Origin of the sequence: Methylobacterium sp. PvP105 (assembly GCF_017876975.1) — a bacterium.
Classification (GTDB): Bacteria; Pseudomonadota; Alphaproteobacteria; order Rhizobiales; family Beijerinckiaceae; genus Methylobacterium; species Methylobacterium radiotolerans.
Genome location: NZ_JAGIPA010000001.1, coordinates 4135749 through 4161353, shown reverse-complemented (window position 1 = coordinate 4161353; position 25605 = coordinate 4135749). Strand labels below are relative to the sequence as shown.

Here is a 25605-nt window from a genome sequence, read left to right as displayed (position 1 = left end):
CTCGCGCCGCCGAACGGATCTGATCCCCTCGCGAGGCCGGCTGTGTCCAAGCCGGCACCGACTCGGTACGAGGATCCGAGCGCGCGTCGCCGCCGCACTGCACCGACCGACGGCAGACATACGTCCGAGGCGAACGGCCCGGTCCGCTTCGCTCCGCGCGCATCATGATCCCGCTGCATGACAGCTCGGAGATGCGGAGCCCCTGACATGTCCCCACGGCCCGCGCATATTGCATTGCAGCAATCCGGGCGCCCCGCCCGGCCCTGAGCGGGATCCGAATCCGATGACAGTGCTCGCGAACCTCGTCAGCCGTCTCGAGGATGCAGTGCGACGCGCCGCGGCCGAACGCTACGCCGAGCAGCGCGAGCGGATCATTCGCACCGGCGGCGCCGGCATGATCTGACCGCGCTCGGCGCCTACGCCTTGGTCGCGGTCGTCAGAGGAAGCCGATCGAGAACCAGGGGACAAGGATGATGACGAGGAGGCCGATCAGCAGGGCCACGATGTAGCCGACGATCGGGCGCATCCCGGCATCGGGATGGATCCGGCTGATGGCGCAGGCCGCGTAGTAGCCGACGCCGAAGGGCGGGGCGAACAGGCCGATTCCCATCGCGAGGATCACCACCATCGCGTAGTGGACCTCGTGGACGCCGACCGCCCGCGCGATCGGGAACAGGAGCGGCCCGAACAGCACGATCGCCGGGATGCCCTCCAGCACCGAGCCCAGAATGATGAAGGCGAAGGCCGAGACGAACAGGAAGCCGAGCGCGCCGCCCGGCAGGCTCTTCATTACCTCGGCGAGCGTCTGAGAGAAGCCCGACTGCGTCAGCGCCCACGCCATCCCGGTGGCCGCGCCGATGATCAGGAGGATCGCGCCGGACAGGGTCGCTGTGGTCACCAGCATCGGGTAGAGCCGCCGCCACTCGAACTGGCGGTAGATCAGCAGACCTGCCAGAGCCGCGTAGACGATGCCGATGGTCGAGACCTCGGTGGCGGTGGCGATTCCCTCGACGACAGCGAAGCGGATCACGAAGGGCAGGGCGAGCGCCGGGATCGCGACCAGGAAGGCGCGGCCGATGACGCGGCCCGACGGACGGGCCACGTGGCTCAGGTCCTCGCGGCGGTAGCGCCACCAGACCAGCGCGCACAGCGTCGCGGCCAGAACGAGGCCCGGGAGCAGGCCGCCGGTGAACAGGGCGGTGATCGAGACGCCGGTGACCGAGCCGATCGTGATCAGCACGATCGAGGGCGGGATTGTTTCGGTTTGCGCACCGGTGGTGGCGAGCAGAGCGACGAGATCGCCCTCCTTGGCGCCCCGGGCCTTCATCTCGGGGAACAGCACCGGCGCCACGGCCGCCATGTCGGCGGCCTTCGAGCCGGAGATGCCCGAGACGAGGTACATCGCCCCGACCAGAACGTAGTGCAGGCCGCCGCGCACGTGGCCCAGCAACGAGGCCAGGAACCCGACCATGGCGCGGGCCATGCCGGTCATCTCGATCAGCAGGCCGAGGAACACGAAGAGCGGCACAGCGAGCAGGATGAGGTGGCTCATGCCCTCGTCCATGCGGCCGACCACCACCATGGAGGGCGCGTCGGTGGTGAGCGCGATGTAGGCGAAGGTCGAGAGGCCGAACGCGAAGGCGATCGGCACACCGGAGAAGACCAGCGCGCCGACGCCGACGACGAAGAACAGCAGCAGGTTGAGATTGCCGAGGTTGGCGAGCCACGGCTGCAGCGCCAGCAGGCCCGCGGCAACGCCGCCGCCGAGGACCAGCGCCCCCGCGGTCAGCTTCCAGTCGGCGGTCTCGAGGAGGCGGATGAGGGCCACGATCAGCATGAGGCCGAGGCCGATCGGCAGGGCGGCGGCGCGCCAGGCGTTGTTGAGCTCCAGAGCCGGCGTCTGGACGAAGGTCTCCTCGCTGGCGAACTCGAAGGCCGGCTCCAGCAGCAGGGCCACGAAGATCAGGCCGGCGACCAGAGCAACGGTCTCCAGGAAGGCGCGCAGACGCGGGCCGCTCATGGCCACGAAGGCGGTCATGCGCATGTGCTCGGCGCGCCGGAAGGCGACCACGGCGCCCAGCATGGCGAGCCACAGGAACAGGATCGAGGCGAGTTCGTCCGACCAGATGATGGGGTCACGGAACACGTAACGGCTGACGACACCGCCGAGCAGCACCGCGATCTCGGCCAGGACGAGCAGCGCCGCCGGGATCTCCACGAGGTAGCCGAGCCCGGCATCCAGCCGGCGCAGCCAGCCCCGGGCGCGCAGTGGCGGTCCCGACAACCCAATCCCAGCCGTCGACTCGACGGCCGCAACATCGATCTGCATGGCGCCCCTCCGTCGGAGCCGCTCCCGACGCCGCTGGCGGCGGGATCGGCCCACATGCGTCTTCGCGTGTTTCTCGTGGTGCGTCTCGGCGCGCCTTCGCTCTCCGATACCGTTATCCGGTCCGCCGGCAAACACTTCCGGTCGGTCCGCGCGATCCGTCCTCAGGATGCGGGCGTGCCGCGCCGCCGTACTTCCTTCTCCAGTCCCTACGTGTGGCCGCCCCGGCGCCGCTCGGGATCGCGCCAGCGGTTCGGTGTCCGAGCCCTGCCCATGGGCGGGTCACGGCTCCGTCTCCCGGAAGCCGTCGGTCTCCTCGCGAAACGTGTCGAGCGCCGCGAGCGACCGTAAGGTCGGGTCCGGTGCGGCGCCGGGCGAAGATGCGCAGGCCGACAGGGCGAGCGCCGGCGGTAGCAGACGCTGGAGGCCGAGGCGCGTCTCGGGCGTCGGACGGCGCGTCAGGGCTTCGGTCCGCGCGAGTTCCGCCGTCGACTTCCGGCGGATCCGGGCCCGTCGTCGCATGGCCCGTGCCGCGTCAGGCCCCCGCGCCGTTGAGCAGGCGGTAGGCGCGGATCACCTGGCTGTCGTCGGCGGCGCCGTCGCCGCGCCCCGCGCTCGAGACGAAGAGCTGGTGGGCGAGCGCCGCGAGCGGCAGCGCCGCCCCGACGCCGCGGCCGGCTTCGAGCACGATGCCGAGGTCCTTGACGAAGATGTCGACCGCGCTCGTGACCCGGGGCGCGTCCTCCAGCATCCGGGGACCGCGGTCACGCAGCATCCAGCTGGCGGCCGAGGAACCCGAGAGGATCTCCAGACACACGCCGAGGTCGACGCCGACCTGCCCGGCGAGCGCCAGCGCCTCGGCGGCCGCGGCGATGTGCACGCCGCACAGGAGCTGGTTGACGGCCTTCACGGTGGCGCCCTGTCCGGGTCGCTCGCCGACGTGGAAGATCCGGTCGCCCAAGGCGTCGAGAACCGGCCTCAGCGCGGCGAGGGTCCCCGCGGGCGCCGCCGCCATGACGGTGAGGGTGCCGGCCTGCGCGCCGACGACCCCGCCCGAGACCGGCGCGTCGACGAAGCGGCGGCCGGACGCCGCGACGCGCTCGGCGAGGTGCTCCACCGATCGCGGCGGGCAGGTCGCCATCAGGACCGCGATGCCGTCCGGCGCGAGGGCTTCGAGGGCGCCCTGCGCGAACAGCACGTCCTCGGCCTGCGCGGCGTTCACCACCATGAGGAGGAGCGCGTCGGCGCCCGCGGCGGCTGCGGCCGGCGTGTCGGCCGCGGCCCCGCCGGCCGCCGCGAAGGCGCCCCGGCTCTCGGGCCGCAGGTCGTAGCCGCGGACGGCGAATCCCGCCGCGACCAGGTTGGTCGCCATCGGCAGGCCCATGGCGCCGAGGCCGACGAGGGCGATCTGGCTCAGAGCCATGCGCGGATGCTCCGTGCCATCGCGGTGGCCGAGATACCGTAGCGGTCGTGGAGCGTCGGCAGGGCGCCGGCGTCGAGGAACTCGTCCGGCAGCCCGATCTGGCGGAAGCCGCGGCCCGGTCCGACGCCCGCGCGCATGAGGAGACCGGCCACCGCCTCGCCGAGCCCGCCGATCACGCTGTGATTCTCGGCGACCACCACGAGCCGGCCGCCGCGCCCGGCCTCGTGGAGGATCGTCGCCGCGTCGAGGGGCTTGATCGTCGGCACGTGCAGCACCGCCACGTCGACCCGGTCGTCGCGCAGGGCCTCGGCGACCTCCAGGGCGCGCATGGTCATGAGGCCCGAAGAGATCACGAGGACGTCGCGGCCGTCGCGGATCGTCTTGGCCTTGCCGAGCTCGAACCGGTAGCCGTACGCGTCGAGCACGAGGGGGACGTTGCCGCGCAGGAGCCGCAGGTAGACCGGCCCCCTGTGGGCCGCCATGGCGGGGACGACCTGCTCGATCTCGTGGGCGTCGCAGGGGTCGATGATCGTGAGGTTCGGCATCCCGCGGAAGATCGCGAGATCCTCCGTCGCCTGGTGGCTCGGGCCGTAGCCCGTGGTCAGGCCGGGCAGGGCGCAGGCGATCTTGACGTCGAGATTCTCCTCCGCGATCGCGAGGCAGATGAAGTCGTAGGCGCGCCGCGCCGCGAACACCGCGTAGGTGGTGGCGAAGGGCGTGAATCCCTCCCGGGCGAGGCCCGCGGCCGCGCTCATCAGCAGCTGCTCGGCCATCCCCATCTGGTAGAAGCGCTCGGGATGGGCCTGCGCGAAGATGTGCAGGTCCGTGTATTTCGACAGGTCGGCCGAGAGGCCGACGATGTCGGGGCGCGTCTCGGCGAGTGCGACCAGGGCGTGGCCGAAGGGCGCGGCCTTCGTGCGCTGCCCGGGCGCAGCGAGTGAGGCGATCATCGCCGAGGTCGTGGCGCCGCCGGCCGCGCGGAGGGAGGGCCTCTCGTACTTGGAGCGTCTCACCGCGCTCTCCCCTCGTCCAGGATCGCCAGGGCCCGCTGCCACTCGTCCGGCTCGACCCGCAGGAAGTGGTTGCGCTCGCGCGTCTCCAGGAACGGCACGCCCTTCGCCATGCGGGTGTCGCAGATGATGATCCGGGGCCGCGGGCCGGGGTGGTCGCGGGCGGCGTCGAAGGCCCGGACCAGCGCGTCGATGTCGTTGCCGTCGACCCGCTGCACGAACCAGTTAAAGGCCTCGAATTTCGGTGCGAGCGGCTCGAAGTCGAGCACCCCGGTCGAGGCGCCGTCCGCCTGCATGCCGTTCACGTCGACGAGGCCGATCAGGTTGTCGAGCCTGAACGAGCCGGCCGACATCGCGGCCTCCCAGGTCGAGCCCTCGTTCAGCTCGCCGTCGGAGAACAGGTTGTAGACGAAGCTCCGGGAGCGCTTCCGCTTCAGCCCGAGCGCCATGCCGACCGCGATGCCGAGCCCGTGGCCCAGCGAGCCGCCGGTGATCTCCATGCCGGGCGTGTAGGCGGCCATGCCGGACATCGGCAGGCGGCTGTCGTCGCCGCCGTAGCTCGCCAGCTCGTCCTCGGGGAGGATCTCGGCCTCGATCAGGGCCGCGTAGAGGGCGATGGCGTAGTGGCCGATCGACAGCAGGAAGCGGTCGCGACCCTCCCATTCGGGATCCGCGGGCCGGTAGGTGAGGGCGTGGAAGTAGCTCACCGCCAGCACGTCGGCGATGCCGAGCGCCTGGGCGATATAGCCCTGGCCCTGAACCTCGCCCATGCGCAGGGCGTGGCGGCGGATGCGATAGGCGCGCTCGGCGAGCGGCACGTTGGAGCCGGCGCGCGGCCGCTCGGTCGGGACGTCGATCGCCACGTCGGCCTCCTCAGTGGATCAGCATGCCGCCGTTCACGTCGATCACCGCGCCGGTGATGTACGTGGACAGGTCGGAGGCGAGGAACAGGCAGGCGTTGGCGACGTCGTCCGCCACACCGAGGCGCCCGAGCGGGATGCCGCTGGCGATCTCGGCTGTCAGCTCGGGCGTGAGCTTGCCGCCCGTGATGTCGGTCTGGATCAGGCCAGGGGTCACGGAATTCACCCGCACCCCGTCGGGCCCCAACTCCCGGGCCATCGCTTTCGCCAAGCCGAGGACGCCACCTTTGGCGGCGCTGTAATGGGGCCCGCCGAAGATGCCGCCGCCCCGCTGGGCCGAGACCGACGACATGCACACGATCGCGCCTGAGCCCCGGCCGCGCATCGTCGGGATCACCGCCTGGCTCATGTAGAGCGTGCCGCGCAGATTCACGTCGGTGACCGCGTCGTAGTCCTCCGGCTCGATCTCCATGATCCTGAGAGGCTGGGTGATGCCGGCGTTGTTGACGAGCACGTCGATGCGCCCGAGGCGGCCGACGATCTCATCCGCCGCCGCAGAGCAGGCCGCCCGGTCGGTGACGTCGCAGGCCAAGCCGACATGGCCCGGCCCGATGTCGCGGGCGGCGGCCTCGGCCTGGCCGACGTCGAGATCGAGGACGGCGACGCGGGCGCCGTGGCGCGCGAAGAGCCGCGCGGTGGCCTTGCCGATGCCGCGGGCGGAGGCTGCGCCGGTGATCACGCACACCCGGTCGTTCAACAGCATGGAAGAGTCCTCCCGCCGATCCGCGACTGCGCGGGATCGAACCTGTCGTCGCGACGGGAGACACCGGGCCGTCAGCCGCGCGTCGAGTCCTGAGGCCGCGGATCGAGCACTCTGCGGCGTCGTCTTCTCGCGCCTGTCTTGTCGGGAGGAGAGTGTCGGCGCGGCGCGCCCGCGACAAACGCGGAATTTGCACCCGCAGGTGAATCCCGGTCATCTTTGTCCGCGTTCAGGCGAGGTCGGGACCCAGCGGTACCCCGAGCTCCTCGGTCAGCCATCGCGCGAAGACCCGGAGCGGCGCCCGCCGGCGCGCGTCGGCCGGACAGACGAAGTGGTGGCCGACGTAGCTGAGGTCCTGCGAGCGCCCGGACAACGGGGCGACGAGGCGCCCGGTCGCCAGTTCCCGCTCGGCGAGGCGGGTGGATTCCAGGGCGACGCCGAGGCCGTCCGCGGCGGCCGCCAGGGCCAGGAAGCTCCGGTCGAAGCGGATGCCCGCGCTCGGCTGCGTCGCGAGTCGGTTCCGCTCGAACCAGTGTGTCCAGCGCACCTGCTTGTTGTCGCTCTGGATCAGGGTCTGCGCCAGCAGATCGGACGGCTCGCGGATCCGGGCCGCCCGCGCCGGGTCGCAGAGCGGCGTGACGGTCTCCGGGCCCAGCGGCAGCCGCACCAGACCTTCGCCGCGGGGCGGTCCGTACACGATGTCGGCATCGAACTCGTCGGTGATGAACCGGGCGTAGTCCATGCCCGCGGCGAGCCGCACTTCGACGCCCGGATGGGCGCTCAGGAACCGGGCCAGCCGCGGCGCCAGCCACTGCGCGGCGAAGCTCGGCGCGCAGTGCAGCCTGAGCAATTGCGGCCCGCGATTGGCCACGAGATCGAAGCCGCGGTCCAGTTCCGCGAAGGCGCGGCCGACATGGTCGCGGAGCGCCTCCCCGGCCGGTGTCGGCGCGATGCCCTGGCCCACCCGCTCGAACAGCGCGACGCCCAGGGTCTCTTCCATCTTGCGCAGGGCATGGCTGACCGCGCTCGGGGACAGGTTGAGTTCACCGGCCGCGGCCTTGAACGACCGCCGCCGCGCGGCAGCCTCGAAGATCCGGACGGCGGAGAGGGGTACGGGCGGCCTCATCGCGGGTAGAATGGGCCGCGACCGGCGCTGCTGGCAACGGGGCCGGCCGCAACACCGGTATTGCGGCCGGCGTGCGGCGGGATCAGGCCGACCGGGGACCGCGGACCCGGACCGGTGCGGCGACCGGGACGATCTTGCCCTGTTGCGCGACTTCGCAGAGGACGGCCACCATCGCGTCGGCCTGCGCCTCGAGATCGGGCGGCCCGACATCGTCGCGGGTGTTGCGCCACGCGATGAAGATGCAGGCGAGGATGGCGGACGCGCTAGCCGCGAGGGGCGCGATGATCATTGCCGCCAGGGCGCTCACCGGCGCCAGGATCGCGGCTGTCGCGAGGCCGCTGACGATGGCTGCGGCAATCAAGACGATCATCGGAACCTCGCCCGATCTGCGTGCCGGGTCCTGCGCCCGATCACTGTCCCAGGATCACGTCACAAAAGTTTACGCTTCGTTAACGGGAAGCTTCCGGTCGATAATCTTTCGTCGAACGCCCCCCCGATTGCTGCACAATCAGCGATTCCGAGGCCGCGTGAACAGCTCGGCGGCCAGGTTTGTCCCGCCGCCGTCGGTCTTTCGGGTCGTGCGGCGCGTACCGGCCAGGCGTTGACATCCTGATCGACGCCGCGGGCGGCATCCGGATCGACAGGCGATGGTGATCCAGCAGGTCCGGTCGATCGCGGTGACTGATCCGACGCGGCTCACTGCCAGACCCGGGCGGTCGCGGGCCGCGACTACGCCGGTCGTGACGGGACCTTACCGCCCCTGATCACGTCTTCGGCTTTTGCAGAGGCGCACCCGTCGCGGTCGACGTGGAGACCACATACCCCGATCTGTTCGAACTGATACGTTCGGATCAGGTCTGGTACAGACCGATCCCTTGATGCCCCGGGTTCGGCGATGGTAGCCCGAGCGCTAGTGTCGTGTGGGAATTCCGTCTCCGATGGCCATCGATGTTCGAGCAGTCGCGCGCCTGCGCGAGATCGCAGCCGTCGTTGGCTGTCCGGTCGAGGCCTTCTACGCACCGGACGGCGACGCCTGCGAGCTGTGCATGACCTCCGAGCTGTTCCGCCTCTGGCAGGCGATACAGGAGCCCCAAGCCCGGCAGCGCATTCTGAACAGCGCGCGGCGCGAGGCTCTCGGTGAGGCCATCCACGCGGAGGCCGCGGAATAGAGGTCTTGCCGTCGCCGCTCGCTCGGCCGCGCCGAGGGGCGGGAAACGGCTCCCTGTGCCGTCAGCGCCCCTGCGCGATCCAGCCCAGAACCGTCGCGCAGCGCTCAGCCTGCTCGCGGGTCAATCCCGACGCGACGGCCGCGCCGTTGCGGTAGACCACGAAGGTCCCGTCGTCGGTCGCGCGGATCTTCACGGACGCCATCATTCGGCTCCCGACGTCAGAGCCTGAAGCTGCGAGAGGCCGGCCGCGGTGATCTGCCAGACTGCCACGGATCCATCCGGGCCATCGTGCAGGTCGATCCGCTGGAGATGCCCCGTGCTCTCGAGCGCCGTCAGCCGGCTGTGATCGCTGGGCCAGGAGGCGTCGGCTTTCTGGCGGATCGAGATCTGGTAATCCCGTGCCTCTGCAGCCTTGTTGAGAAGGCGGCGCTCGTGATTCACTCGCATCGGCACTCCGGCTCAGCTCGGATCGGTACGCAGTAACTACGGACAGGCTGGCCGATACGGTTAAGCTTTGCAACCCCGGGGCCGGAACGGCCTTTGGATCGTCCCGGCCGCGCACGCCGCCATGAGCGGATGGGAGCTCGCGCCAAGACGCCTTGCCGGGTCGGCCCTGCGCCGTGCTCCTCGCGTTCGTGCGAGCGCGACCAAAGAGAAGGGCCGACCGGGGAGACCCGGCCGGCCCGTCTCTTCGACGTGCGTGGCGCTTACCGCAGGAGCTGGAGGACGCCCTGCTGGGCGGAGTTGGCCAGCGACAGGGCCGAGATGCCCATCGACTGACGGGTCGACAGCGCCTGCGAGTTCGCCGCCTCCTGGTTCAGGTCGGCGTTCGTCAGGTTGGCCGAACCCGTCTGCAGCACGTTGATCAGCTGCTTGGAGAAGTCCTGGCGGTTCTGAACGACCGACAGGTTCGAGCCCAGGGAGCTCGCCGCGGAGGTCAGCGTGTTGCCGGCGCTGGTCAGGGTCGCCAGGGTCTTGTTGACGTCCGAGTTCAGCAGGAAGTTGCCGAGACCGTTCTGGCTCGACGAGTTGTTCGAGCTGGTGATCGACGACAGACCGAGACCGCTCGCCGTGGCGTCGACCGAGGCGACGTTGAGGGTCGAGCTGCCGGTATCGTTGAACTTGATGTTCAAGTCATTGCCCTTGCCGGCAATGAGGTTGACGCCGTTGTAGCTGGCGTCGCCGGCGAGCTGCGTGATCTGGTTGAGCAGGTTGTTGTACTGGTTCGCCAGCGAGGCGCGCTGCGTCACGCCCGAGATCGACAGGTCGCTGGAGACGACGGTGCTGGCGGCGGTGCCGTAGGTCGAGGCGGTGGTCGCCGAGGCGGTGAAGCCGAGCGCCGTCTGGCTGCCGGAGTTCTGGAATTCGACGTCCGCCTGGGCGTTCAGGACGATCTTGGTGCCGGTGCTGTCGACCGAGAAGATCGCGCCGGCGCCGAACGAGCCGCTCGACGCGGTCGAGGCCGAGCTGACCGCAGAGTTCAGGGCCGCAACGGTGGCGCTGATGCTCGAGGAGGCGGCGACCGTTGCGGAGACCGAGGTGCCGTTGATCGTCAGCAGGACCGTCTGGGAGGCGGTGCTGGCGCTGTAGGCGTTGGCGGCGGTGCCGGTGGTGGAGAGCTGGGTCGAGAGCGCCTGGTTGGCGATCGACTTGGCCTGGTCCACGAGCTTCTGGATCGAGGTGATGCCCTGGTTGGCGGCCTGGATCGACTGGATGCCGTTGGAGACGCCGTCGAGGAGCGAGTTCAGGCTCGAGGAGCGGCCGTCGAGGGCCTGAGAGGTGAAGAAGTTGGTCGGGTTGTCGAGGGCGGAGTTGACCGTCTTGCCGGTGGCGAGGCGGTTCTGCGTGGTCGCCATCAGCTGGGCGGTGTCCTGCAGCGAGAGCAGGTTCTGACGCGTGGCGGCCGACAGGGTGATCGAGGACATGGGTCTTATCTTTCTGATTTGATGCACCCGTTTCTCGGGTACGGCAGTAATCGTCCGCCAAACGTTTCGCAGGGGTTAAATCAATTGCCGACTCCAGGTGCGTCCGAAGTGATCGTTAATGAATCGATCCTTGAGAGGCTCAGTATTTATGCATCTCGGGCCGTCTTCAAGATCCATTAACCATCCGCAGCCATAAGCTGTGACGCAGACCAATTCTGTCGCGCCTGCCCGACCGGGGCCGATCCGGTTCGGCCGGCGCGGAGAGGACGGGGCGAACCTTGCAGGGAGCTCAGATGTGATCGCTCAAGCGTCCAGTGATGTTGGCGCCGCGACCCCTTCCGCGTCGCCGAAGTTACCCCATGTGGCGATCGCGATCCCCTGTGGGACCATGGTCCACGCGGACTTCGCCGTGAGCCTCGGATCGATGATGCACTCGCTCGGCGAGATGCCGATGTCGATCGTCGTCGGGAAGTCGTCGATCGTCGCCGACGCCCGCAACCTCGGCCTCGAATACGCGCAGAAGTACGGGGCGGAGTACGTCCTGTTCATCGACAGCGACATGACGTTTCCGAAGGACGCGCTACTCAAGCTCCTCGTGCGGCAAGTCGACATCATCGGCGCGACCTATTCGCGCCGCACCGCCCCGTTCCACTTCCTGGGCGACATTCTGCCGGAGCAGCCGGCCGACGCGCCGAAGGGTCTGCTGGAGATGTCCCGGATCCCGACCGGCTTTCTGCTGATCAAGGCCACGGTCTTCGACAAGCTGAGGAAGCCCTATTTCCGCTTCCGCGTCGACGAGGAAGCCGGCGTGAACATCGGCGAGGACTTCGACTTCAGCGATCGGGTCCGCGCCGCCGGCTTCCGGATCTGGTGTGATCCGTATCTCAGCAAGGAGCTCGGCCACATCGGCGAGCAGTCCTTCAAGCTCTGACAGCGACGCGTGCCGAGGCGCGCGTCGCCCGACACGGTGAGGCCTGGGAATGAGGATCGCGATCATCACGCCGTCGAGGCTCAAGCCCTCGACCCTGGCCGGAAAGGCCGGTCAGTACTTCCTGGAACACGCGATCGAGAGCGCCAACGCCCAGGAGCTCGACCGGCCGGCGACGATCCACTTCTTCGTCGGGACCGATCCGGAGACCGAGATCCCGGCGCGGCTCGCCGCGCACCCGCAGGTCACCTTCGCGCGCGGCGCGCGCAAGGGGCAGATCCCCGCGCTGAACGCGGCCATCGGCGCCGTCGACGACAGCTGGGACCTCGTCGGCTTCCTCGAGGACGACGATCACTGGCTGCCGCCCTATCTGGGCTTCGCGTTGAGGGCTCTCGAGAGCTTCGATTTCGTGTCCTCCACGCAACTGGAGACCGACGAGGCCGGCGAGGTGGTCCGGATCAACGACTTCGCGACGCCGTCGGGCTGGCTGATGCGGCGGGCCACCTTCGCGCAGGTCGGCGCGATCAGCCCGGCCTCGAAGTGGCACTACGACAACGAGTGGCTCGGCCGCCTCGCCGAGACCGGCCTGCGCCGCGCCCACCTCGTCGAGGCGACGGCGCCGGTCACGCTGCAGGACGCGATCCAAGTCCGTCCGTGGCTCGCCAACGTCCTGCGCAACGGCGGCCCCAACGTGCGGCTCGTGCGCCACAGCTTCGTCCTGCCGCTGGTGTGCCGCCTCGTGCATCCGGGCTCCGGGACCTCGGATGTCGGCCAGGGCGGCACGTCCAAGGCCGAGAGCAACGCCGAGTACCAGCGGCTGGTCGACCGCTTCGGCCGCATCCCCTGGTGAGGCGCCGGGCGGATCACTTGGCGCCGGCACCCTGATGCCCCGGAGGCGCGCGCCCTAGGCGGCCCGCCCGCGAGCGCGCCCGCGCAAGGCGTCCTGGAACGCCGCGAAGACCCGGCGCATCTGCGGCGCCTTGTAGGGAAACAGGTCCACCGGATCCATGTCGTGGACGACCATTCCGGTATCCGCCTCGAAGATCAGCAGCCGGCCGTCCGCGCTCTCGGCGCAGTCGATGACCAGGTAATCGAGACCGATCCTGCGGTGGATCTCGGCGAACGCGGCGCGGTGGCGCTCGGCGAAGTCGGTGTCGAACGCGGCCATGGCCGCGGCCTCGACCTGCCGCTTCACCGGATCCTCCAGCATGCCGGCGTTGAGGTAGTGGATCATCCAGTGATCGCGGATGGCCATGTGGCAGAGGTAAGGCACACCGTCGATCAGGACGACGCGGAGCTTCCGGAAGAGGCCGTCGGGACCGCGATAGTCGCAGTACTGCGTGACGTAGAACGCCTCGGCGGCCGTGTGCGCGAGGTAGAGTTGCAGGTCCTCCGCCCGATCGACCTTCTGGAGCTCGTTGCCGGCATGCGTGTCGAGGGGGCGCACCAGCAGCGGGTAGGTCGGGCCCTCCGTCTGGCGGGACGCGGCCGCGCTCAGAACGGACCGGCTCACGCGGACGACGTCGGGTGCCAGGATCCCCTCCGCACCGCGCAGCGCGTCCGCGATGCCGTGCCGAGAGGTCTTGAGCACGTGGCGCGGGTGATTGACGATCGGCCGCGTCCAGTGGTCGGCCGCCGCCGCGAGGGCTTCCAGCAGCGGCTCGGCGGTCCGCGCGTAGGCGATGCCGGTGACGATCACGTCGTGCGCGGGCAGATCGCGCGGCACCGGCTCACCGGGCCGAAGATAGAGGTAGGTGAGGCCGAAATCGCCGTCGTTGAGCAGGAAGTCGATCGGCGTGTTGGCCATCAGATCGCCGGCGGTCACCAGGACGAGGACGCGGACCCGCGCCTGATCCGGGTTCGAGCGCAGCGAGAAGAGCCGCTGCCCGTCCAAGACCTCGTTCTGGAGCGCGAGGCCTTCCGTGAAGCGGTGCTTCAGCAGCAGGATCGTCGCCATGTCCAGCGCCGTTCCCGCGTCGAGAGCGGAGTCGCCGCCTTCCGCGAGGATCTCGGCGGCCAGGGCGGCCATGTCGGCCCCCTCGAAGGCGGCCCGGATGAGGCGTGCCGGGCCGATCATCGGGTTCGGGTTGTCGATCCCCGCAACGTGCGCTTGCATCAGAGCCTCCGAGCCGTGGGGCCGCCGCGGCGATCCCGGAATCGCGATCAGGTGTTTGGAATCGCGCACCGCGGCACGACGCCCACACTCTGACGGCACGGAGGTTTACGAAGCGCTAACCATGTTCCCGGTCCGCGGGGCGGTCGCCGCTCAGTCGCGCCGCGGCGCCGCGCCCGCGCGCCGGAGCGCCTCGGCCAGCGCCCCGCCCGGAGCGGGATCCGGCACCGGGCTCGGTCGGCTCCGCGGCGCGTCCTGCTTCGGCTCGCCCGTCCGCCGCGCCGGCTGGCCCGGCTCGACGGGATCGTCGAGCCGCATCGACAGCGCGATGCGCTTGCGCGGGACGTCGACGTTGAGGACCAGCACCCGGACGACCTCACCGATCCGGACCACCTCGGTGGGCGAGGCGATCCGTCGCCGGGCCATCGCCGAGATGTGGACGAGGCCGTCCTGATGGACGCCGATATCCACGAAAGCCCCGAAGGCGGCGACGTTGGTGACGACACCCTCCAGCTGCATGCCGGGCTTGAGGTCGCCGATCGTCTCGACGCCTTCTTGGAAGCGCGCCGTCTTGAACTCCGGCCGCGGGTCCCGCCCCGGCTTCTCGAGCTCGGCGATGATGTCGCGCACGGTCGGCAGGCCGAAGCGCGCGTCGACGAACGGCTCCGGCACGAGGCGGCCGAGCAGGGCGGCGTTGCCGAGCAGGACGTGGATGTCGCTCTTCAACGCCTGGAGGATGCGGCGGACCACCGGATAGGCTTCCGGGTGGACTCCCGACCCGTCGAGCGGGTCGTCGCCGCCCTGGATGCGGAGGAAGCCCGCGGCCAGCTCGAAAGTCTTCGGGCCGAGCCCCGGGACCTTCTTGAGCGCCGCGCGCGTCCGGAACGGGCCCTGGGCGTCGCGATGGGCGACGATCCGCGCCGCCATCGCGCCGCCGAGACCCGAGACCTGCGCGAGGAGGGCCGGGGAGGCCGTGTTGACGTCCACCCCCACGGCGTTGACCGCGTCCTCCACCACCGCCGCGAGCGACCGCGACAGCTTCGCCTCGCTCACGTCGTGCTGGTACTGCCCGACGCCGATCGACTTGGGGTCGATCTTGACCAGTTCCGCCAGGGGATCCTGGAGACGGCGGGCGATCGACGCCGCGCCGCGATGGGACACGTCGAGGTCGGGCAATTCCTTGGCGGCGATCTCAGAGGCCGAGTAGACCGAGGCGCCGGCCTCGGAGACCATCACCTTCGCGAGCGGCAGGTCCGGGTTGGCCGCGATGATCTCCGCGGCGAGGCGCTCGGTCTCGCGGGAAGCGGTGCCGTTGCCGACGGCGAGAAGCTCCACGCCGTGCAGCCGGCACAGCCGGCCGAGCGTCGCGACGGCCTCGCGCCAGCGCCGTTGCGGCTCGTGCGGGTAGGTCGTCTCCACCGCGACGACCCGCCCGGTTCGATCCGCCACGGCGACCTTCACGCCGTTCCGGTAGCCCGGATCGAGCCCCATCGTCGCCCGCCCGCCCGCCGGGGCAGCGAGCAGCAGGTCCTTCAGGTTCCCGGCGAAGACTGTCACGGCCTCGTCCTCGGCCCGCTCGAACAGACGGCCGCGCAGGTCCTGCTTGATTCCGGTCCGGATCTTCATCCGCCACGCCGTGCGGACCGTGTCGAGGAGCCAGGCATCGCCGGGGCGCCCCCGCGACGCGATCTCGAAGCGGCGGCAGATCGCCGTCTCGAACGGCCCGGGTAGACCCGGCGGCGAATCCTCGCCCTCCGCGTCGAAGCCGACGTCGAGCACCTCTTCCCGCTCACCGCGAAAGATTGCCAGGATCCGGTGCGAGGGCATCCGCTCCAGCCGCTCGCTCCAGTCGAAGTAGTCCGAGAACTTCGCCCCCTCGCTCGCCTTGCCCTTGCGCACCCGCGAGACAAGCTGCCCGGACCGCCAGTAATCCGCCCGCAATCGTCCCACGAGGTCGGCGTCCTCAGCGAAGCGTTCGATCAGGATGGCGCGGGCGCCGTCGAGCGCGGCCTCGACGTCCGGCACGCCGCGCGCGTCCGACACGTAATCGGCCGCGACCGACGCGGGCGCGCGGTCGGGCCGGCTCAGCAGGGTCTGGGCGAGCGGTTCGAGGCCGGCTTCGCGGGCGGATTGCGCCTTCGAGCGCCGCTTGGGCCGGAAGGGCAGGTACAGGTCTTCCAGCCGCGCCTTGGTGTCGGCGGCGTCGAGGGCCGCCGCCAGGGATGGGGACATCTTGCCCTGCGCCGTGATGCTCGCGACGATCGCGGCGCGCCGCTCGTTGAGATCGCGCAGGTAGGACAGCCGCTCCTCCAGCCTGCGCAGCTGCGTGTCGTCGAGGCCGCCAGTATTCTCCTTCCGGTAGCGCGCGATGAACGGCACGGTCGAGCCGCCGTCGAGGAGCGCGACGGTGGCGGCAACCTGCGCCTCCCCGACACCGAGCTCCTCGGCGATCAGAGCGTTCACGGCTTTCATGGCTTCTCCGACTGGGGTCGCGGCGACGGACGGGCTGCCTGCGTGGAGCGCCAAGCCGCCGGAAACAAGGCACCGGTCAGGCGTGCGGCTGAGCCTCCGCCTTCTGGGCCCGGGCACAGTCCAGGATGCGGTGCCGGGCTGCTGGATCCTCGATGGAGAACCACAGGTTCAGCAGCTCTTCGGTCATCGACAAGTCGTCGTTCTGGCTCGGATCGAAGAAGACGTCGACCGAACATCCGAGTGTCTCGGCCAGATCGCCGAGGATGCGGCGCGACCGCGCGTTCGGGACTCTGCTGTGATCTGTCATCACGTCGATCCGCGTCGCAGCGCCACCGGGTGCTGGCGCCAGAATGCCCTCGACCCCGCCCGCAACGGGCTAGAGCATCGAGATCCAGACAATCCAGTCAAGTCCGCGCGCCGCAATCCTGTTGCAGTCCCGATGCAGCTTGGGGTCGGCGGAGCTGAGCCGGACCCAGCGGGACCAGCACAGATTCTCGGGATAGCTGGCCGGCCGCTGGGTTATCCTGGCACGGGATTCGCAGATGCCTGGGTCGATCAGATCACGATGGATAGCTGGCGCGATGCCGAACTATCGATGTCCCGGCGATCCGTTCACGGAAACAGAAGTCTTCGCACGGATTCCTGGACGGTCGGCACGTCTTGATGATCGAGACGCACCGTCATCGGGATGTCACCCGTCGATGCAAAACTTCCGCTTCGCATGTCCCGCAAAGGGAGGCGCTCGTGCAATTCGAGATCCGAGAGCGTAGCCGGTCGCTCTGGTCCTGGGTCCTCGTCAACGAGACTGACGAGCCCGTTGTCGAGTCGCGGCGCAGCTTCCCGTCCCGCGCCCAGGCCACGGCGGCGGCCCTGGCCTTCTCCCAGCTCGTCGCCCGCGCCGGGCGAAGCCTCGGCGGCGGCCCGCGACAGGTCGGGTTTCTCTGACGCCGCTCGCCGCGCCGGCGTCAGGTCGTCCGGATCCGGTGGCGCACGAGGCTGACCACGCTCGTGGCGGCGATAACGCAGCCCACACCCATCGCGCCGAGGCAGCTGATGGTGCGGATCGGCTCGCCGCGGGCGAGCACGATGGCGACCGCGAGCGGCAGGAGCAGGAACACGAACAGCAGGGTCATGACCGGATCCGAGTGACGATGATCGAGACTAGGATCCGAATGGTTAATCACTTGTCACGATCCAACCCTGTCCGCGGCCTCGGTGCGCCCTCCTGTCGGACCGGGACGGCACGTCTCCGTGAGCCGCTCGGAGCGATCCCGAGCTCGGCGCCCGGCGCGGGCGCGCCGTCACCCGGCAGGCTGCCGGACCGCGATCACCGTCCGCTCGCGTCGAGGCGGACGAGGCGATCGACGAGCGCGCGATCGTGCAGGAGCGCCATGCGCTCCTTCGGCGACAGCCAAGCCTGGGCCTCCGCGACGGTCTCGGCCTCGCAGATCTTGGCGGTCGCCAGCGTGTGGTCCGGGTCGATCGCGCCCCTTGGGCGGCGATGTCCCGGGGGGAGCATCTGGCCGTGGGCGCGCGCGAGGTCGGGGTCGGCGTGGACGGCCGCGAGGGCTTCCGCATCGTCGAACCCGCGCTCCGCGTTGCGCGCCGCGAGGGCGGCGGCGCGGACGGCGATCTCAGGCGGCGCCGCCTCTTCGGGAGTGGCGAGGAGCAGGCGGCGCTTGAGCGCCAGGCCGAGCCCGAGCTGGCCGCTCGCCCAGGAGATCGGGATCGCGAGCACCAGACCCAAGATCGTCGGGCTCATCCAGAGGAACAGCGAGGTGGCGATCGCGAAGGCGGCGACGCCCGCCACCAGCCCCAGCAGCGTGTGCCACCGATGGCGGACGACGATGTCGCGCAGCGGTATCGAGCCGTCGTCCCGCCGCTGCGGATTCCAACCCGTGTCCCGTCCGAGCAGGATGCCCATCACGGAGCCCGACTGGATCACCATCGCCACCGGCGCCACGAGGGCGGACAGCAGGATCTCGACGAGGCTGGACAGGACCAGCCGCCCGGCGCCCCCGCAGGCGCGCCGCACCGGGCCGTCCAGCAGGGCCAGGATCAGGCCGAGGAGCTTGGGTGCCAGCAGGACCGCCATGGTGAGGCCGAACAGCTGGAGCGCGCGGACCGGATCGAAGCGCGGGAAGACCGGCGAGAAGCCGGCGCCGCCGAAATAGTCCGGCCGCTCCGTGGCCGTCTGCAGAACCAGCAGGATACCGACCATCAGCTGCAGCAGCCAGAGCGGCGAGGCCAGGTAGCCGGCGATGCCGGTGGCGAAGTGCTGCCGGGTGGCCGGATGCAGCCCCGCGGCGCCGATGACGCGCGCGTGCTGGAGATTGCCCTGCGCCCAGCGCCGGTCGCGCACCGCCACGTCGATCAGCGACGGCGGGCTCTCCTCGTACGAGCCCGGCAGGCGATGGAGCATGTACACCGCCCAGCCGGCGCGACGGATCAGGGCCGCCTCGACGAAGTCGTGGGACAGGATGTGTCCACCGAAGGGCGGCTTCCCGGGCAGGTCGGGCAGGCCGCAGGAATCCGCGAAGGCGCGGGTCCGGATGATCGCGTTGTGCCCCCAGTAGTTGCCGTCCCGACCGGACCACGCGGCGAGGCCGGCCGCGATCACCGGACCGTAGATCCGGGCGGCGAATTGCTGGAGGCGGGCGAACAGGGTGTTGCGGTTGATGATCAGCGGCAGCGTCTGGATGATGCCGGCATCCGGGTCCGCCTCCATGGCGGCGGCGAGCGCCACGACCGCCGATCCGCTCATCAGACTGTCGGCGTCCAGGACGAGCATGTGGTCGTAGCGGCCGCCCCAGCGGGTGACGAAATCGCCGATGTTGCCTGCTTTGCGGTGATGATTCTTCGGCCGGTGCCGGTAGTAGAGCCGGGCCTCGGGACCGAGCCGGCCGCGCAGGTCGAGATAGGCGCGCTCCTCGGCGATCCAGGCGTCGGGCTGGGTCGAATCCGACAGCACGAACCAGTCGAAATGGTCTCCGAGCCCGGTGGCCTCGACCGCCTCGCGCATGGCCTCGATCCCCGCGAAGGTGCGGGCCGTGGCCTCGTTGTAGACCGGCATCAGGACCGCGGTCCGCGTGCGCAGCGCCGTCGGGTCCGGCGTCGGCCGCGGTCGGCGCAGGAGCGTCCCGAAACCCAGCACCGCGCTGGTGAAGGCGAGCGCGATCCACGAGAAGGTCAGGCAGAACAGGACGACCAAGACGAGCTGGAGCGCGGTCGGGCTGCCGGAGACCGACACGGTCTCGACCATCTGCCAGCCGCCGTAGGCCGTCAGGGCCACGGCGCCACCGAACACCAGGAGCCGCTCCGGCCAGGGCGTCCGGGCCCGGCGCACCCATCGGTGCCCGAGCCCCGGATCCCAGCGCGCCAGGTCCTGAACCGGCATGGACAGGGGCGCCTCGGGCGGCAGGTGGCGGCCGCCGTCGGTCGCGGTGTCGCGCCCGGACCCGGCGTCCGTCGCTGGCGGCAGGGTCATCGTCTCGTCCAATCGCACGGGGTAGGCCGGTCCTCAGCTGTCGTGATGACGGGTCAAGGCGTCCAGCGAAACAGCCATGTCTCGCTCGCCCGGGCCTGACCGCGCCGGAGCGCGAGGCGCAACTCGCTCGCGCGCTCGCTCCCCGGATCGAGTTCGAACAGGATCCGCAGGGTCTTACGATCGGAATACCGAAACCGTTCCTGGCGCGTGATCGTCCCGGCCGAGGCCGCGAGGTCGACGTCGATGTCGCCGGGCTGGAACAGCGCGTCGCCCTCGAAATCCACCGCGAAGAGCCGGCGATTGCCCGAGCTGCCGCGGCCGCAGCGGCTGTCGCGCACCCGGGCGATCTCCGGCGGCAGCGGGTCCGGCCAGCCCTTCGACCAGTGCTGACGGCACTGGAATCGCATCTCCGCGCCCTTCGCCAGCTTCGCCTTGGGCCGCCAATAGGCGAAGACATTCTCGTTCAACTCGGAATCGCTCGGGATCTCCAGCAAGGTGACCGCGCCCTCGTTCCAGTCGTCGAGCGGCTCCAGCCAGAGGGACGGGCGCTGCTCCCAGTGGCGGCGGTCGTCCTCGAAATCGTCGTAGGCGCGGGCCCGCTGCATGAGGCCGAAGCCCTTGGGCCCGCGATCCACGAAGGCCGAGACCTGCAGCGCCTCGGGATTGTGAACGGGGCGCCAGATCGGCTCGCCGTAGCCGTTGTGGATCGCCAAGCCCTCCACCGAGAAGGCCGCAGCGCGCAGGTCGTCCACGCGGTTCCGGTCGAGGGCGCCGAACAGGTAGCTGCCCTGCATGCCGCCGAGCCCGATATGGTCCAGCTCGGTGCGGGCGAAGACCGTTCCGTCGATCTGCGCCGTGGAGACGTCGCGGCCCGGCGTCAGCGTGATCCTGAACGCCGCGGTCGCGGATTCCGATTCCGCGAGGGCGTGGACGACGACCGGCTGACCCGCGCGCGGCGTCTCGATGAACAGGGCCCGGAACAGCGGGAACTCCTCGCCGCGGGAATCGGCCGGACGCAGGGCGAGGGCCCGGGCGTTGATGCCGAAATCCTGGCCCTCGGCGACGAGGCGGAAGAACGAGCCGCCCTGGAACAGGGCGAAGTTCGAGAGCCCGTCGGCGCCGTCGAACCGGGCGCGCAGGCGGAAGCCCGAGAAGGCCGTGTCGGCGGCCAGGTCGGGCAGGTCGAGGCCAGGCGCCGCGATGGCGGACTTGTCGTACCCGACCGGCTGAACGAGGCCGTTCTCCACGACGAACAGCGAGACCGGCGTCTCGAAGATCGAGCCCCGCAGCAGCGGCTCCAGGACGTAGCCGGCGTTCCGGTCGGCCCAGACCGCGCGGCCCTCCGCGGGCCGGATGGCCTCGTAGGCCTCGCGGGAGAGGTTCTTGAGAACGGCCGGCACGTCGCCGGTCTTCGGCGCCGCGTAGGGGGCGGCGGCGCGGGCGCGAGCGAGGTCGGTCAGCGTGTTCGCCTCGAACGCCTCACCGCTTCCGGGCAGAGCCGGGACCTTCTCCGGGTCGGCTGCCCGCGCGGCCGCCGGGAGCAGTCCCGCGGCAGCACCGAGTGCGCCGCCCAGGACGGCGCGGCGTGTCGCGGTGGCGGAGAATCCGGAGTCGATCGTCATGCAGGCGGTGGTCTCACGTCGCGGGCTGGGGTTCGGGCGGCCCCGTCTATACGGACACGCCGGCTGAACCCAGGGTTAAGCAACTGCTTGAACCGCAAGGGGCTCCGTTGACTTAACCCGAGCCGGCTCTCTAATTCGGCCGACTGCATCAGAACGGGGGAGGCAGCATGGGATCGTTGCGGGTGACTGGCCACGGCGTGGATCTCGGCGAGAGTCTGCGCGGCCGCGTCGAGGAGCGGATGTCCGCGATCCAGGCCAAGTATCTCGACTCGCACATGCACGATTCCTGCAACGGCCACGTCACGCTCCGGCGCGACGGCACCGCCTTCCGGACGGATTGCGTGCTGCATCTCGTCTCCGGTCTGACCATCGAGGCGAACGGCTTCGCGCACGACGCGCGCTCGAGCTTCGAGCAGACCGCCGAGCGCCTGGAGACCCGACTGCGGCGCTACAAGCACAAGCTGAAGCAGCACGCGACCGGCCCGGGCGACGCCGCGGCCATCGAGGCTGCCTACGCGGTGTTCGCCGCCCCGGAGGTGGAGGAGGACGACGCCGCCGAGGGCGACGCCCACCCGCCGATCGTCGCCGAGAGCACCAAGACCCTCCAGCGCCGCACCATCGGCGAGGCGGTGACCGCCCTCGATATGACGGGATCCCCAGTGGTTGTGTTCGTCCACGCTGGCACCGGCCGCGTCAACGTCGTATACCGGCGGAGCGACGGAGCGATCGGCTGGGTGGACCCGCCGAACGCCACCGAGTGACGCTGCGGGTCGGGTGGAACGGAGCCGGAACCGGCTGGTTTCCCCGCCCATTGAATCCAGCGGGGGCGCGGCCGGAACGGTCGTCGACGCCCCTGCGACGAGGCCCGCTTCCTCGCGAGCGGGCGACGGGGCAACGGTCGTTCGATGCCAGTTCTGGAATTCCTCGACCCCGAGTCGGTCGTGCCGGCCCTGCGCGCCCGCGCCAAGAAGCAGGTGCTGCAGGATCTCGCCGCGCAGGCGGCGCGGCGCCTGCCCGCCCTCGGCGAGCGCCCCGTCTTCGACACCCTTCTCCAGCGCGAGCGGCTCGGCTCGACCGGCATCGGCGACGGGGTGGCGATCCCGCACGGCAAGCTGCCCGGCCTGGACCGTCTCTTCGGGCTGTTCGCGCGCTTCGACCGCCCGGTGGATTTCGAGGCCCTGGATGGCCAGCCCGTGGACATCGCCTTCCTGCTGCTCGCGCCCGAGGGTGCCGGCGCCGACCACCTGAAGGCCCTGGCGCAGGTGGCCCGTATCCTGCGCGAGCCGGGCATGCTCGCGCATATCCGCGCCGCCCGGGACGCCGGGGCGCTCTACGCGCTCCTGACGCGCTCGACGGCACCGCAGGCCGCCTGATGATCCCGAGCTTCCGCATCGCCGCCCTGATCCTCGCGGCCGGCGTCTCCGGCGCCGCCGCCCAGGGCGAGACCACCTGCGCCCGCGACGTCCTGGTGGCGCAGTCGATGCAGCGCCAGGCCCTCGAGCAGCTGGAGCAGGCCGACGGCGACGATGCCAAGAACTGCCGCGTCTGGCGGCGACACGTGGAGACGATGCGGCGCGTGGCGAGCGTCTACGGGCGCTGCCTGTCCGGCTCGGAGCGCAGCGAGCGCCTCGCCCAGGTCCAGGGATCGGACCGCGAGTTCTCGGCGGCGATCAAGGCCCGCTGCAAGGGGCAGTAGGGCGAGGGCGGAGGGCGCGCCGCGCCCTCAATCGACGCCGCGCAGCATCAGCGGCTCGGCCACCATCTTCACGGGCTTGCCGCGGCCGATCAGGATCGCGGCGCGGGAGCGCTCGGGATCGGCCTCGAAGCGCGTGCGCACCCAGCTGACCAGGAACTTCATGTACTCGGAGGCCAGGAGTCGCGCGGCCGGCGGGTTCTGCCACCAGCGGTCGGCGTCGAACGCCTCGGTCACGACGGGATGCGGCAGCACGCGGTCGCTGTCCTGCAGGGCGTGGTCGAGTTCCACCAGCGTCCGCGGCATGTGGTAGTTCGAGGTCACGACCGCGACCGTGCTGAACCGGTGCGCGCGCATCCAGCGGCGCGTCTCGATGGCGTTGCCGATCGTGTTGCGCGCGCGGTAGTCGAGGTCCACGCAGCAGGCGATCAGGGCGCGCTGGGTCGGGTTCAGCCGGGCGATCTCGTCGCGGCTGGTCCGCTCGTTGACGCCGGTGATGAGCAGGCGCCGGCCGTAGCCGCCCGCGAGGAGGTCGATCGCGTCACCGATCCGCTGGGCGCCGCCGGTCAGCGCGACGATCCCGTCGGCCCGGTCGGTGGGCGTCCGCTCGTGGCGGGCGAGGGCGCTCACGAATACCAGAAACCCGGCGAACAGGGCCAGCATCCCGAGTCCGGCGCCGAGGCTGCAGGTCCAGAGAGCGATCCGCCGCCGTTCGCGCGGGCGCACGACGGCGCGGCGCGGGAGACCCCACTCGTGCCAGGCCCAGCCGACGGCGTCGGTCGAGGGCGGATCCGATGCGCGCAGCATACGCGTGGTCATCCTCCGGAGAATCAGCGCCGATTGCGGCGGCTCGGAGGCCGGCGCTGTCGGCTGTTTCCACACCGCAACCATAAAGTTTCCAGATGGTAAACGTGCCGGCTAGACCCCCTATTTCCACGTCTTCGTGACGCAGCCGGGCGTTAAGCCAGGAAGCGCCGCACGGTCACGCGCGAGACGACGCCCGTGACGAGGGACGCGATCACGCCGATCAGGATCACGCTGGCGTAGCCGCGCAGGCCGATCTGGAACGCGCCGAACAGCGCTTCGACCTCCTGACCGGCCGGTCCGGAGCGCGCGGCCCGCGCGAGGACACCGGCGATCACGAAGGCGACGAGCGCCAGACCGGCCCCGATCGCGCCGCCGCGGAGACCCAGGCCGAAGAAGCGCCGCTGGAACGCCCGGGCGATGTAGTCGTCGTCGGCGCCGACGAAATGCAGCACCTCCACGACCTCGCGGTTGCTCGCCATGGCGCCACGGGTCGCGAAGGTCACGGCGAGGCCGGTGGCGATCAGGACGAGCAGCACCAGCCCGATCCCGATCCCCACGAAGGCGTTGGCGGCGGTCGAGAGCCGCTGGAGCCAGAGGGCGTGGTCGTCGAGACTGGCGACGCCCGGCAGCGCCTCGACGAGGCGTGATCGCAGACGCTTCAGGTCCGCCGCCTGGCCGCTGGAGAGCTTGAGGGCGATCAGGCGCGGCACCGGGAGGTCGGAGAGGTCGAGCCCGGTGCCGAGCCACGGCTCGAGCAGGCGCTCGGCCTCGGCCTTGCTGAACACCCGCGTCTCCGCGATCCCCGGTTCGGCCTTGGCGATGGCGTCGGCGCGGCCGACGTCGGCGTCGACGTCCCGGCCGGGTCCGGGCCGGACCTGGATCGTGACCTCGCGGGCCACGTCGCCCTGCCACTGAGCGGCGTTCGTCGCGACCATCTCGGCCGCGCCCGCGCAGAGGCCGGCGAGGAAGGTCAGGATCGCGATGACCGCGGCCAGGGAGCGGCCGGCGGCCGTGTCGGTGGGCACCAGCGGCGCGTTGCGGCGCAGGTTGGCCGGCACCGACGGGTCGGGCGGCACGGCCGGTCCACCGGCCTTCGTCCGCGGCATCGCCTGAGTGCTCATTCCTCGATCCGCAGCCGGCCTTCGCCCAGGACCATCCGGCGGGCATCGACGGCGTCCATGATGCCGAAATCGTGGGTGGCGATGATGACCGAGGTCCCGAGTTTGTTCAGCTCCAGGAACAGGCGGAGCAGCCGCCGCCCCAGGCCCGGATCGACGTTGCCGGTGGGCTCGTCCGCGAGCAGCAGGTCGGGCCGCGCGATCAGGGCGCGGGCGATGGCGGCGCGCTGCTTCTCGCCGCCCGAGAGCAGCGGGGGCAGGGCGTGCATGCGCTCGCCGAGGCCGACCCAGCGCAGCAGCTCCACCACCTCGGCCCGGTAGCTCGCCTCGGCCCGGCCCTGGACGCGCAGGGGCAGGGCGACGTTCTCGTAGGTGGTCAGGTGGTCGAGGAGCCGGAAGTCCTGGAACACCACGCCCATCCGGCGCCGGAGCCCGGTCAGCGCCTTCGCGGAGATGTCGCTCACCTCCTCGCCGAAGATCGAGACGAGCCCGCGGGTCGGCCGCACCGACAGCAGGATCAGGCGCAGCAGCGTCGTCTTCCCGGCCCCGGACGGGCCGGTCAGGAACTGGAAGGAGCGCGGCGCGATGCGGAAGCTCACGTCGGACAGCACCTCCGGCCCGAGGCCGTAGCGCATGCCGACATTCTCGAACTGCACCACCGGCCGCTCCGCGCCGGGCAGCAGGCTCTTCATGCTCGCCTGTAGGTTCAAGGCCGTGCCGTATCTCGTCTGTCCATCCCTCGGGAATCGCCGGAGCGGCGGGCGTT

27 protein-coding genes are annotated in these 25605 nt (G+C 70.6%); 7 read left to right on the top strand and 20 right to left on the bottom strand.

Annotation, left to right across the window (positions count from 1 at the left end; translation table 11 throughout):
• Window positions 1-436: 436 nt before the first annotated feature.
• The 8 genes from J3A75_RS20515 to J3A75_RS20480 form a co-directional block, all read right to left on the bottom strand.
• A complete protein-coding gene (locus tag J3A75_RS20515; protein WP_012319957.1) occupies window positions 437-2329 on the bottom strand; it encodes a TRAP transporter large permease subunit in 1893 nt (630 codons plus the stop codon).
• 279 nt (window positions 2330-2608) lie between these two features.
• Entirely contained in the window at window positions 2609-2848 is a 240-nt protein-coding gene (locus J3A75_RS20510) for a hypothetical protein (RefSeq protein ID WP_012319956.1), read from the bottom strand.
• Window positions 2849-2861: 13 nt separating this feature from the next.
• Window positions 2862-3749, bottom strand: coding sequence for an NAD(P)-dependent oxidoreductase (locus J3A75_RS20505; protein WP_070999810.1), 888 nt, complete (start codon window positions 3747-3749; stop codon window positions 2862-2864).
• Window positions 3740-4762 carry a transketolase family protein gene (locus J3A75_RS20500; RefSeq protein WP_070999809.1) on the bottom strand — a complete coding sequence of 341 codons (1023 nt, stop codon included), beginning with the start codon at window positions 4760-4762 and terminating at the stop codon, window positions 3740-3742. The genes J3A75_RS20505 and J3A75_RS20500 overlap by 10 nt, the downstream gene beginning before the upstream one ends.
• Window positions 4759-5622, bottom strand: a complete 864-nt coding sequence (locus J3A75_RS20495) for a transketolase (RefSeq protein WP_029360996.1) — start codon at window positions 5620-5622, stop codon at window positions 4759-4761. The genes J3A75_RS20500 and J3A75_RS20495 overlap by 4 nt, the downstream gene beginning before the upstream one ends.
• 10 nt (window positions 5623-5632) lie before the next feature.
• Window positions 5633-6382: an SDR family NAD(P)-dependent oxidoreductase gene (locus tag J3A75_RS20490; RefSeq protein ID WP_012319952.1), complete on the bottom strand. Its 750-nt coding sequence runs from the start codon at window positions 6380-6382 to the stop codon at window positions 5633-5635.
• 226 nt (window positions 6383-6608) lie between these two features.
• Window positions 6609-7505 (bottom strand): LysR substrate-binding domain-containing protein, encoded by an 897-nt coding sequence (locus tag J3A75_RS20485; RefSeq protein WP_012319951.1) that lies wholly within the window; start codon window positions 7503-7505, stop codon window positions 6609-6611.
• An 82-nt stretch (window positions 7506-7587) separates the two neighbouring features.
• Entirely contained in the window at window positions 7588-7875 is a 288-nt protein-coding gene (locus tag J3A75_RS20480) for a hypothetical protein (RefSeq protein WP_012319950.1), read from the bottom strand.
• Window positions 7876-8443: 568 nt separating this feature from the next.
• Between J3A75_RS20480 and J3A75_RS20475 the strand changes: the two genes are divergently transcribed.
• Window positions 8444-8674: a hypothetical protein gene (locus J3A75_RS20475; protein ID WP_012319949.1), complete on the top strand. Its 231-nt coding sequence runs from the start codon at window positions 8444-8446 to the stop codon at window positions 8672-8674.
• A 61-nt stretch (window positions 8675-8735) separates the two neighbouring features.
• Here the strand turns inward: J3A75_RS20475 and J3A75_RS20470 are convergent, their stop codons facing one another.
• The 3 genes from J3A75_RS20470 to J3A75_RS20460 form a co-directional block, all read right to left on the bottom strand.
• The gene (locus tag J3A75_RS20470; RefSeq protein WP_158682009.1) at window positions 8736-8879 is read right to left on the bottom strand and encodes a hypothetical protein; all 144 of its coding nucleotides are present in this window, start codon (window positions 8877-8879) and stop codon (window positions 8736-8738) included.
• Window positions 8876-9121, bottom strand: a complete 246-nt coding sequence (locus tag J3A75_RS20465; RefSeq protein WP_012319947.1) for a hypothetical protein — start codon at window positions 9119-9121, stop codon at window positions 8876-8878. The genes J3A75_RS20470 and J3A75_RS20465 overlap by 4 nt, the downstream gene beginning before the upstream one ends.
• Before the next feature lie 260 nt (window positions 9122-9381).
• Window positions 9382-10599: a flagellin gene (locus J3A75_RS20460; RefSeq protein ID WP_012319946.1), complete on the bottom strand. Its 1218-nt coding sequence runs from the start codon at window positions 10597-10599 to the stop codon at window positions 9382-9384.
• A gap of 361 nt (window positions 10600-10960) precedes the next feature.
• On the opposite strand from J3A75_RS20460, the gene J3A75_RS20455 reads away from it, so the two are divergent.
• Both J3A75_RS20455 and J3A75_RS20450 read left to right on the top strand, forming a co-directional pair.
• Window positions 10961-11530 carry a glycosyltransferase family 2 protein gene (locus J3A75_RS20455; protein WP_041372344.1) on the top strand — a complete coding sequence of 190 codons (570 nt, stop codon included), beginning with the start codon at window positions 10961-10963 and terminating at the stop codon, window positions 11528-11530.
• A gap of 49 nt (window positions 11531-11579) precedes the next feature.
• On the top strand, window positions 11580-12377 hold the full coding sequence (locus tag J3A75_RS20450; RefSeq protein WP_070999808.1) for a glycosyltransferase family 2 protein: 798 nt from the start codon (window positions 11580-11582) through the stop codon (window positions 12375-12377).
• A 54-nt stretch (window positions 12378-12431) separates the two neighbouring features.
• On the opposite strand, the gene J3A75_RS20445 is transcribed toward J3A75_RS20450, so the two are convergent.
• From J3A75_RS20445 to J3A75_RS20435, 3 genes are all read right to left on the bottom strand, one after another.
• Entirely contained in the window at window positions 12432-13643 is a 1212-nt protein-coding gene (locus J3A75_RS20445) for a hypothetical protein (protein ID WP_059409773.1), read from the bottom strand.
• A gap of 150 nt (window positions 13644-13793) precedes the next feature.
• Window positions 13794-16112, bottom strand: coding sequence for a Tex family protein (locus J3A75_RS20440; RefSeq protein ID WP_024829600.1), 2319 nt, complete (start codon window positions 16110-16112; stop codon window positions 13794-13796).
• 76 nt (window positions 16113-16188) lie between these two features.
• Window positions 16189-16419 (bottom strand): hypothetical protein, encoded by a 231-nt coding sequence (locus J3A75_RS20435; protein WP_024829601.1) that lies wholly within the window; start codon window positions 16417-16419, stop codon window positions 16189-16191.
• Between the two features lie 437 nt (window positions 16420-16856).
• On the opposite strand from J3A75_RS20435, the gene J3A75_RS20430 reads away from it, so the two are divergent.
• On the top strand, window positions 16857-17057 hold the full coding sequence (locus tag J3A75_RS20430; protein ID WP_012319940.1) for a hypothetical protein: 201 nt from the start codon (window positions 16857-16859) through the stop codon (window positions 17055-17057).
• Between the two features lie 20 nt (window positions 17058-17077).
• Here J3A75_RS20430 and J3A75_RS20425 read toward each other — a convergent pair whose 3' ends face one another.
• The 3 genes from J3A75_RS20425 to J3A75_RS20415 form a co-directional block, all read right to left on the bottom strand.
• A complete protein-coding gene (locus J3A75_RS20425; protein WP_012319939.1) occupies window positions 17078-17245 on the bottom strand; it encodes a hypothetical protein in 168 nt (55 codons plus the stop codon).
• Between the two features lie 194 nt (window positions 17246-17439).
• A complete protein-coding gene (gene mdoH, locus J3A75_RS20420) occupies window positions 17440-19599 on the bottom strand; it encodes a glucans biosynthesis glucosyltransferase MdoH (RefSeq protein WP_245364410.1) in 2160 nt (719 codons plus the stop codon).
• 53 nt (window positions 19600-19652) lie between these two features.
• Window positions 19653-21221, bottom strand: a complete 1569-nt coding sequence (locus J3A75_RS20415) for a glucan biosynthesis protein D (RefSeq protein ID WP_059409775.1) — start codon at window positions 21219-21221, stop codon at window positions 19653-19655.
• A gap of 167 nt (window positions 21222-21388) precedes the next feature.
• On the opposite strand from J3A75_RS20415, the gene J3A75_RS20410 reads away from it, so the two are divergent.
• From J3A75_RS20410 to J3A75_RS20400, 3 genes are all read left to right on the top strand, one after another.
• A complete protein-coding gene (locus J3A75_RS20410; protein WP_012319936.1) occupies window positions 21389-21982 on the top strand; it encodes an HPF/RaiA family ribosome-associated protein in 594 nt (197 codons plus the stop codon).
• Between the two features lie 144 nt (window positions 21983-22126).
• Window positions 22127-22594 carry a PTS IIA-like nitrogen regulatory protein PtsN gene (gene ptsN, locus J3A75_RS20405; RefSeq protein ID WP_012319935.1) on the top strand — a complete coding sequence of 156 codons (468 nt, stop codon included), beginning with the start codon at window positions 22127-22129 and terminating at the stop codon, window positions 22592-22594.
• The gene (locus J3A75_RS20400) at window positions 22594-22917 is read left to right on the top strand and encodes a hypothetical protein (RefSeq protein ID WP_012319934.1); all 324 of its coding nucleotides are present in this window, start codon (window positions 22594-22596) and stop codon (window positions 22915-22917) included. Before ptsN ends, J3A75_RS20400 begins: the two co-directional genes overlap by 1 nt.
• 27 nt (window positions 22918-22944) lie before the next feature.
• On the opposite strand, the gene J3A75_RS20395 is transcribed toward J3A75_RS20400, so the two are convergent.
• The 3 genes from J3A75_RS20395 to ftsE form a co-directional block, all read right to left on the bottom strand.
• Complete coding sequence (locus J3A75_RS20395; protein WP_012319933.1) at window positions 22945-23721, bottom strand: YdcF family protein; 777 nt, start codon at window positions 23719-23721, stop codon at window positions 22945-22947.
• Between the two features lie 152 nt (window positions 23722-23873).
• Window positions 23874-24842, bottom strand: coding sequence for a cell division protein FtsX (locus J3A75_RS20390; RefSeq protein WP_012319932.1), 969 nt, complete (start codon window positions 24840-24842; stop codon window positions 23874-23876).
• Window positions 24839-25531, bottom strand: a complete 693-nt coding sequence (gene ftsE, locus J3A75_RS20385; RefSeq protein WP_020093599.1) for a cell division ATP-binding protein FtsE — start codon at window positions 25529-25531, stop codon at window positions 24839-24841. The genes J3A75_RS20390 and ftsE overlap by 4 nt, the downstream gene beginning before the upstream one ends.
• Window positions 25532-25605 lie beyond the last annotated feature (74 nt).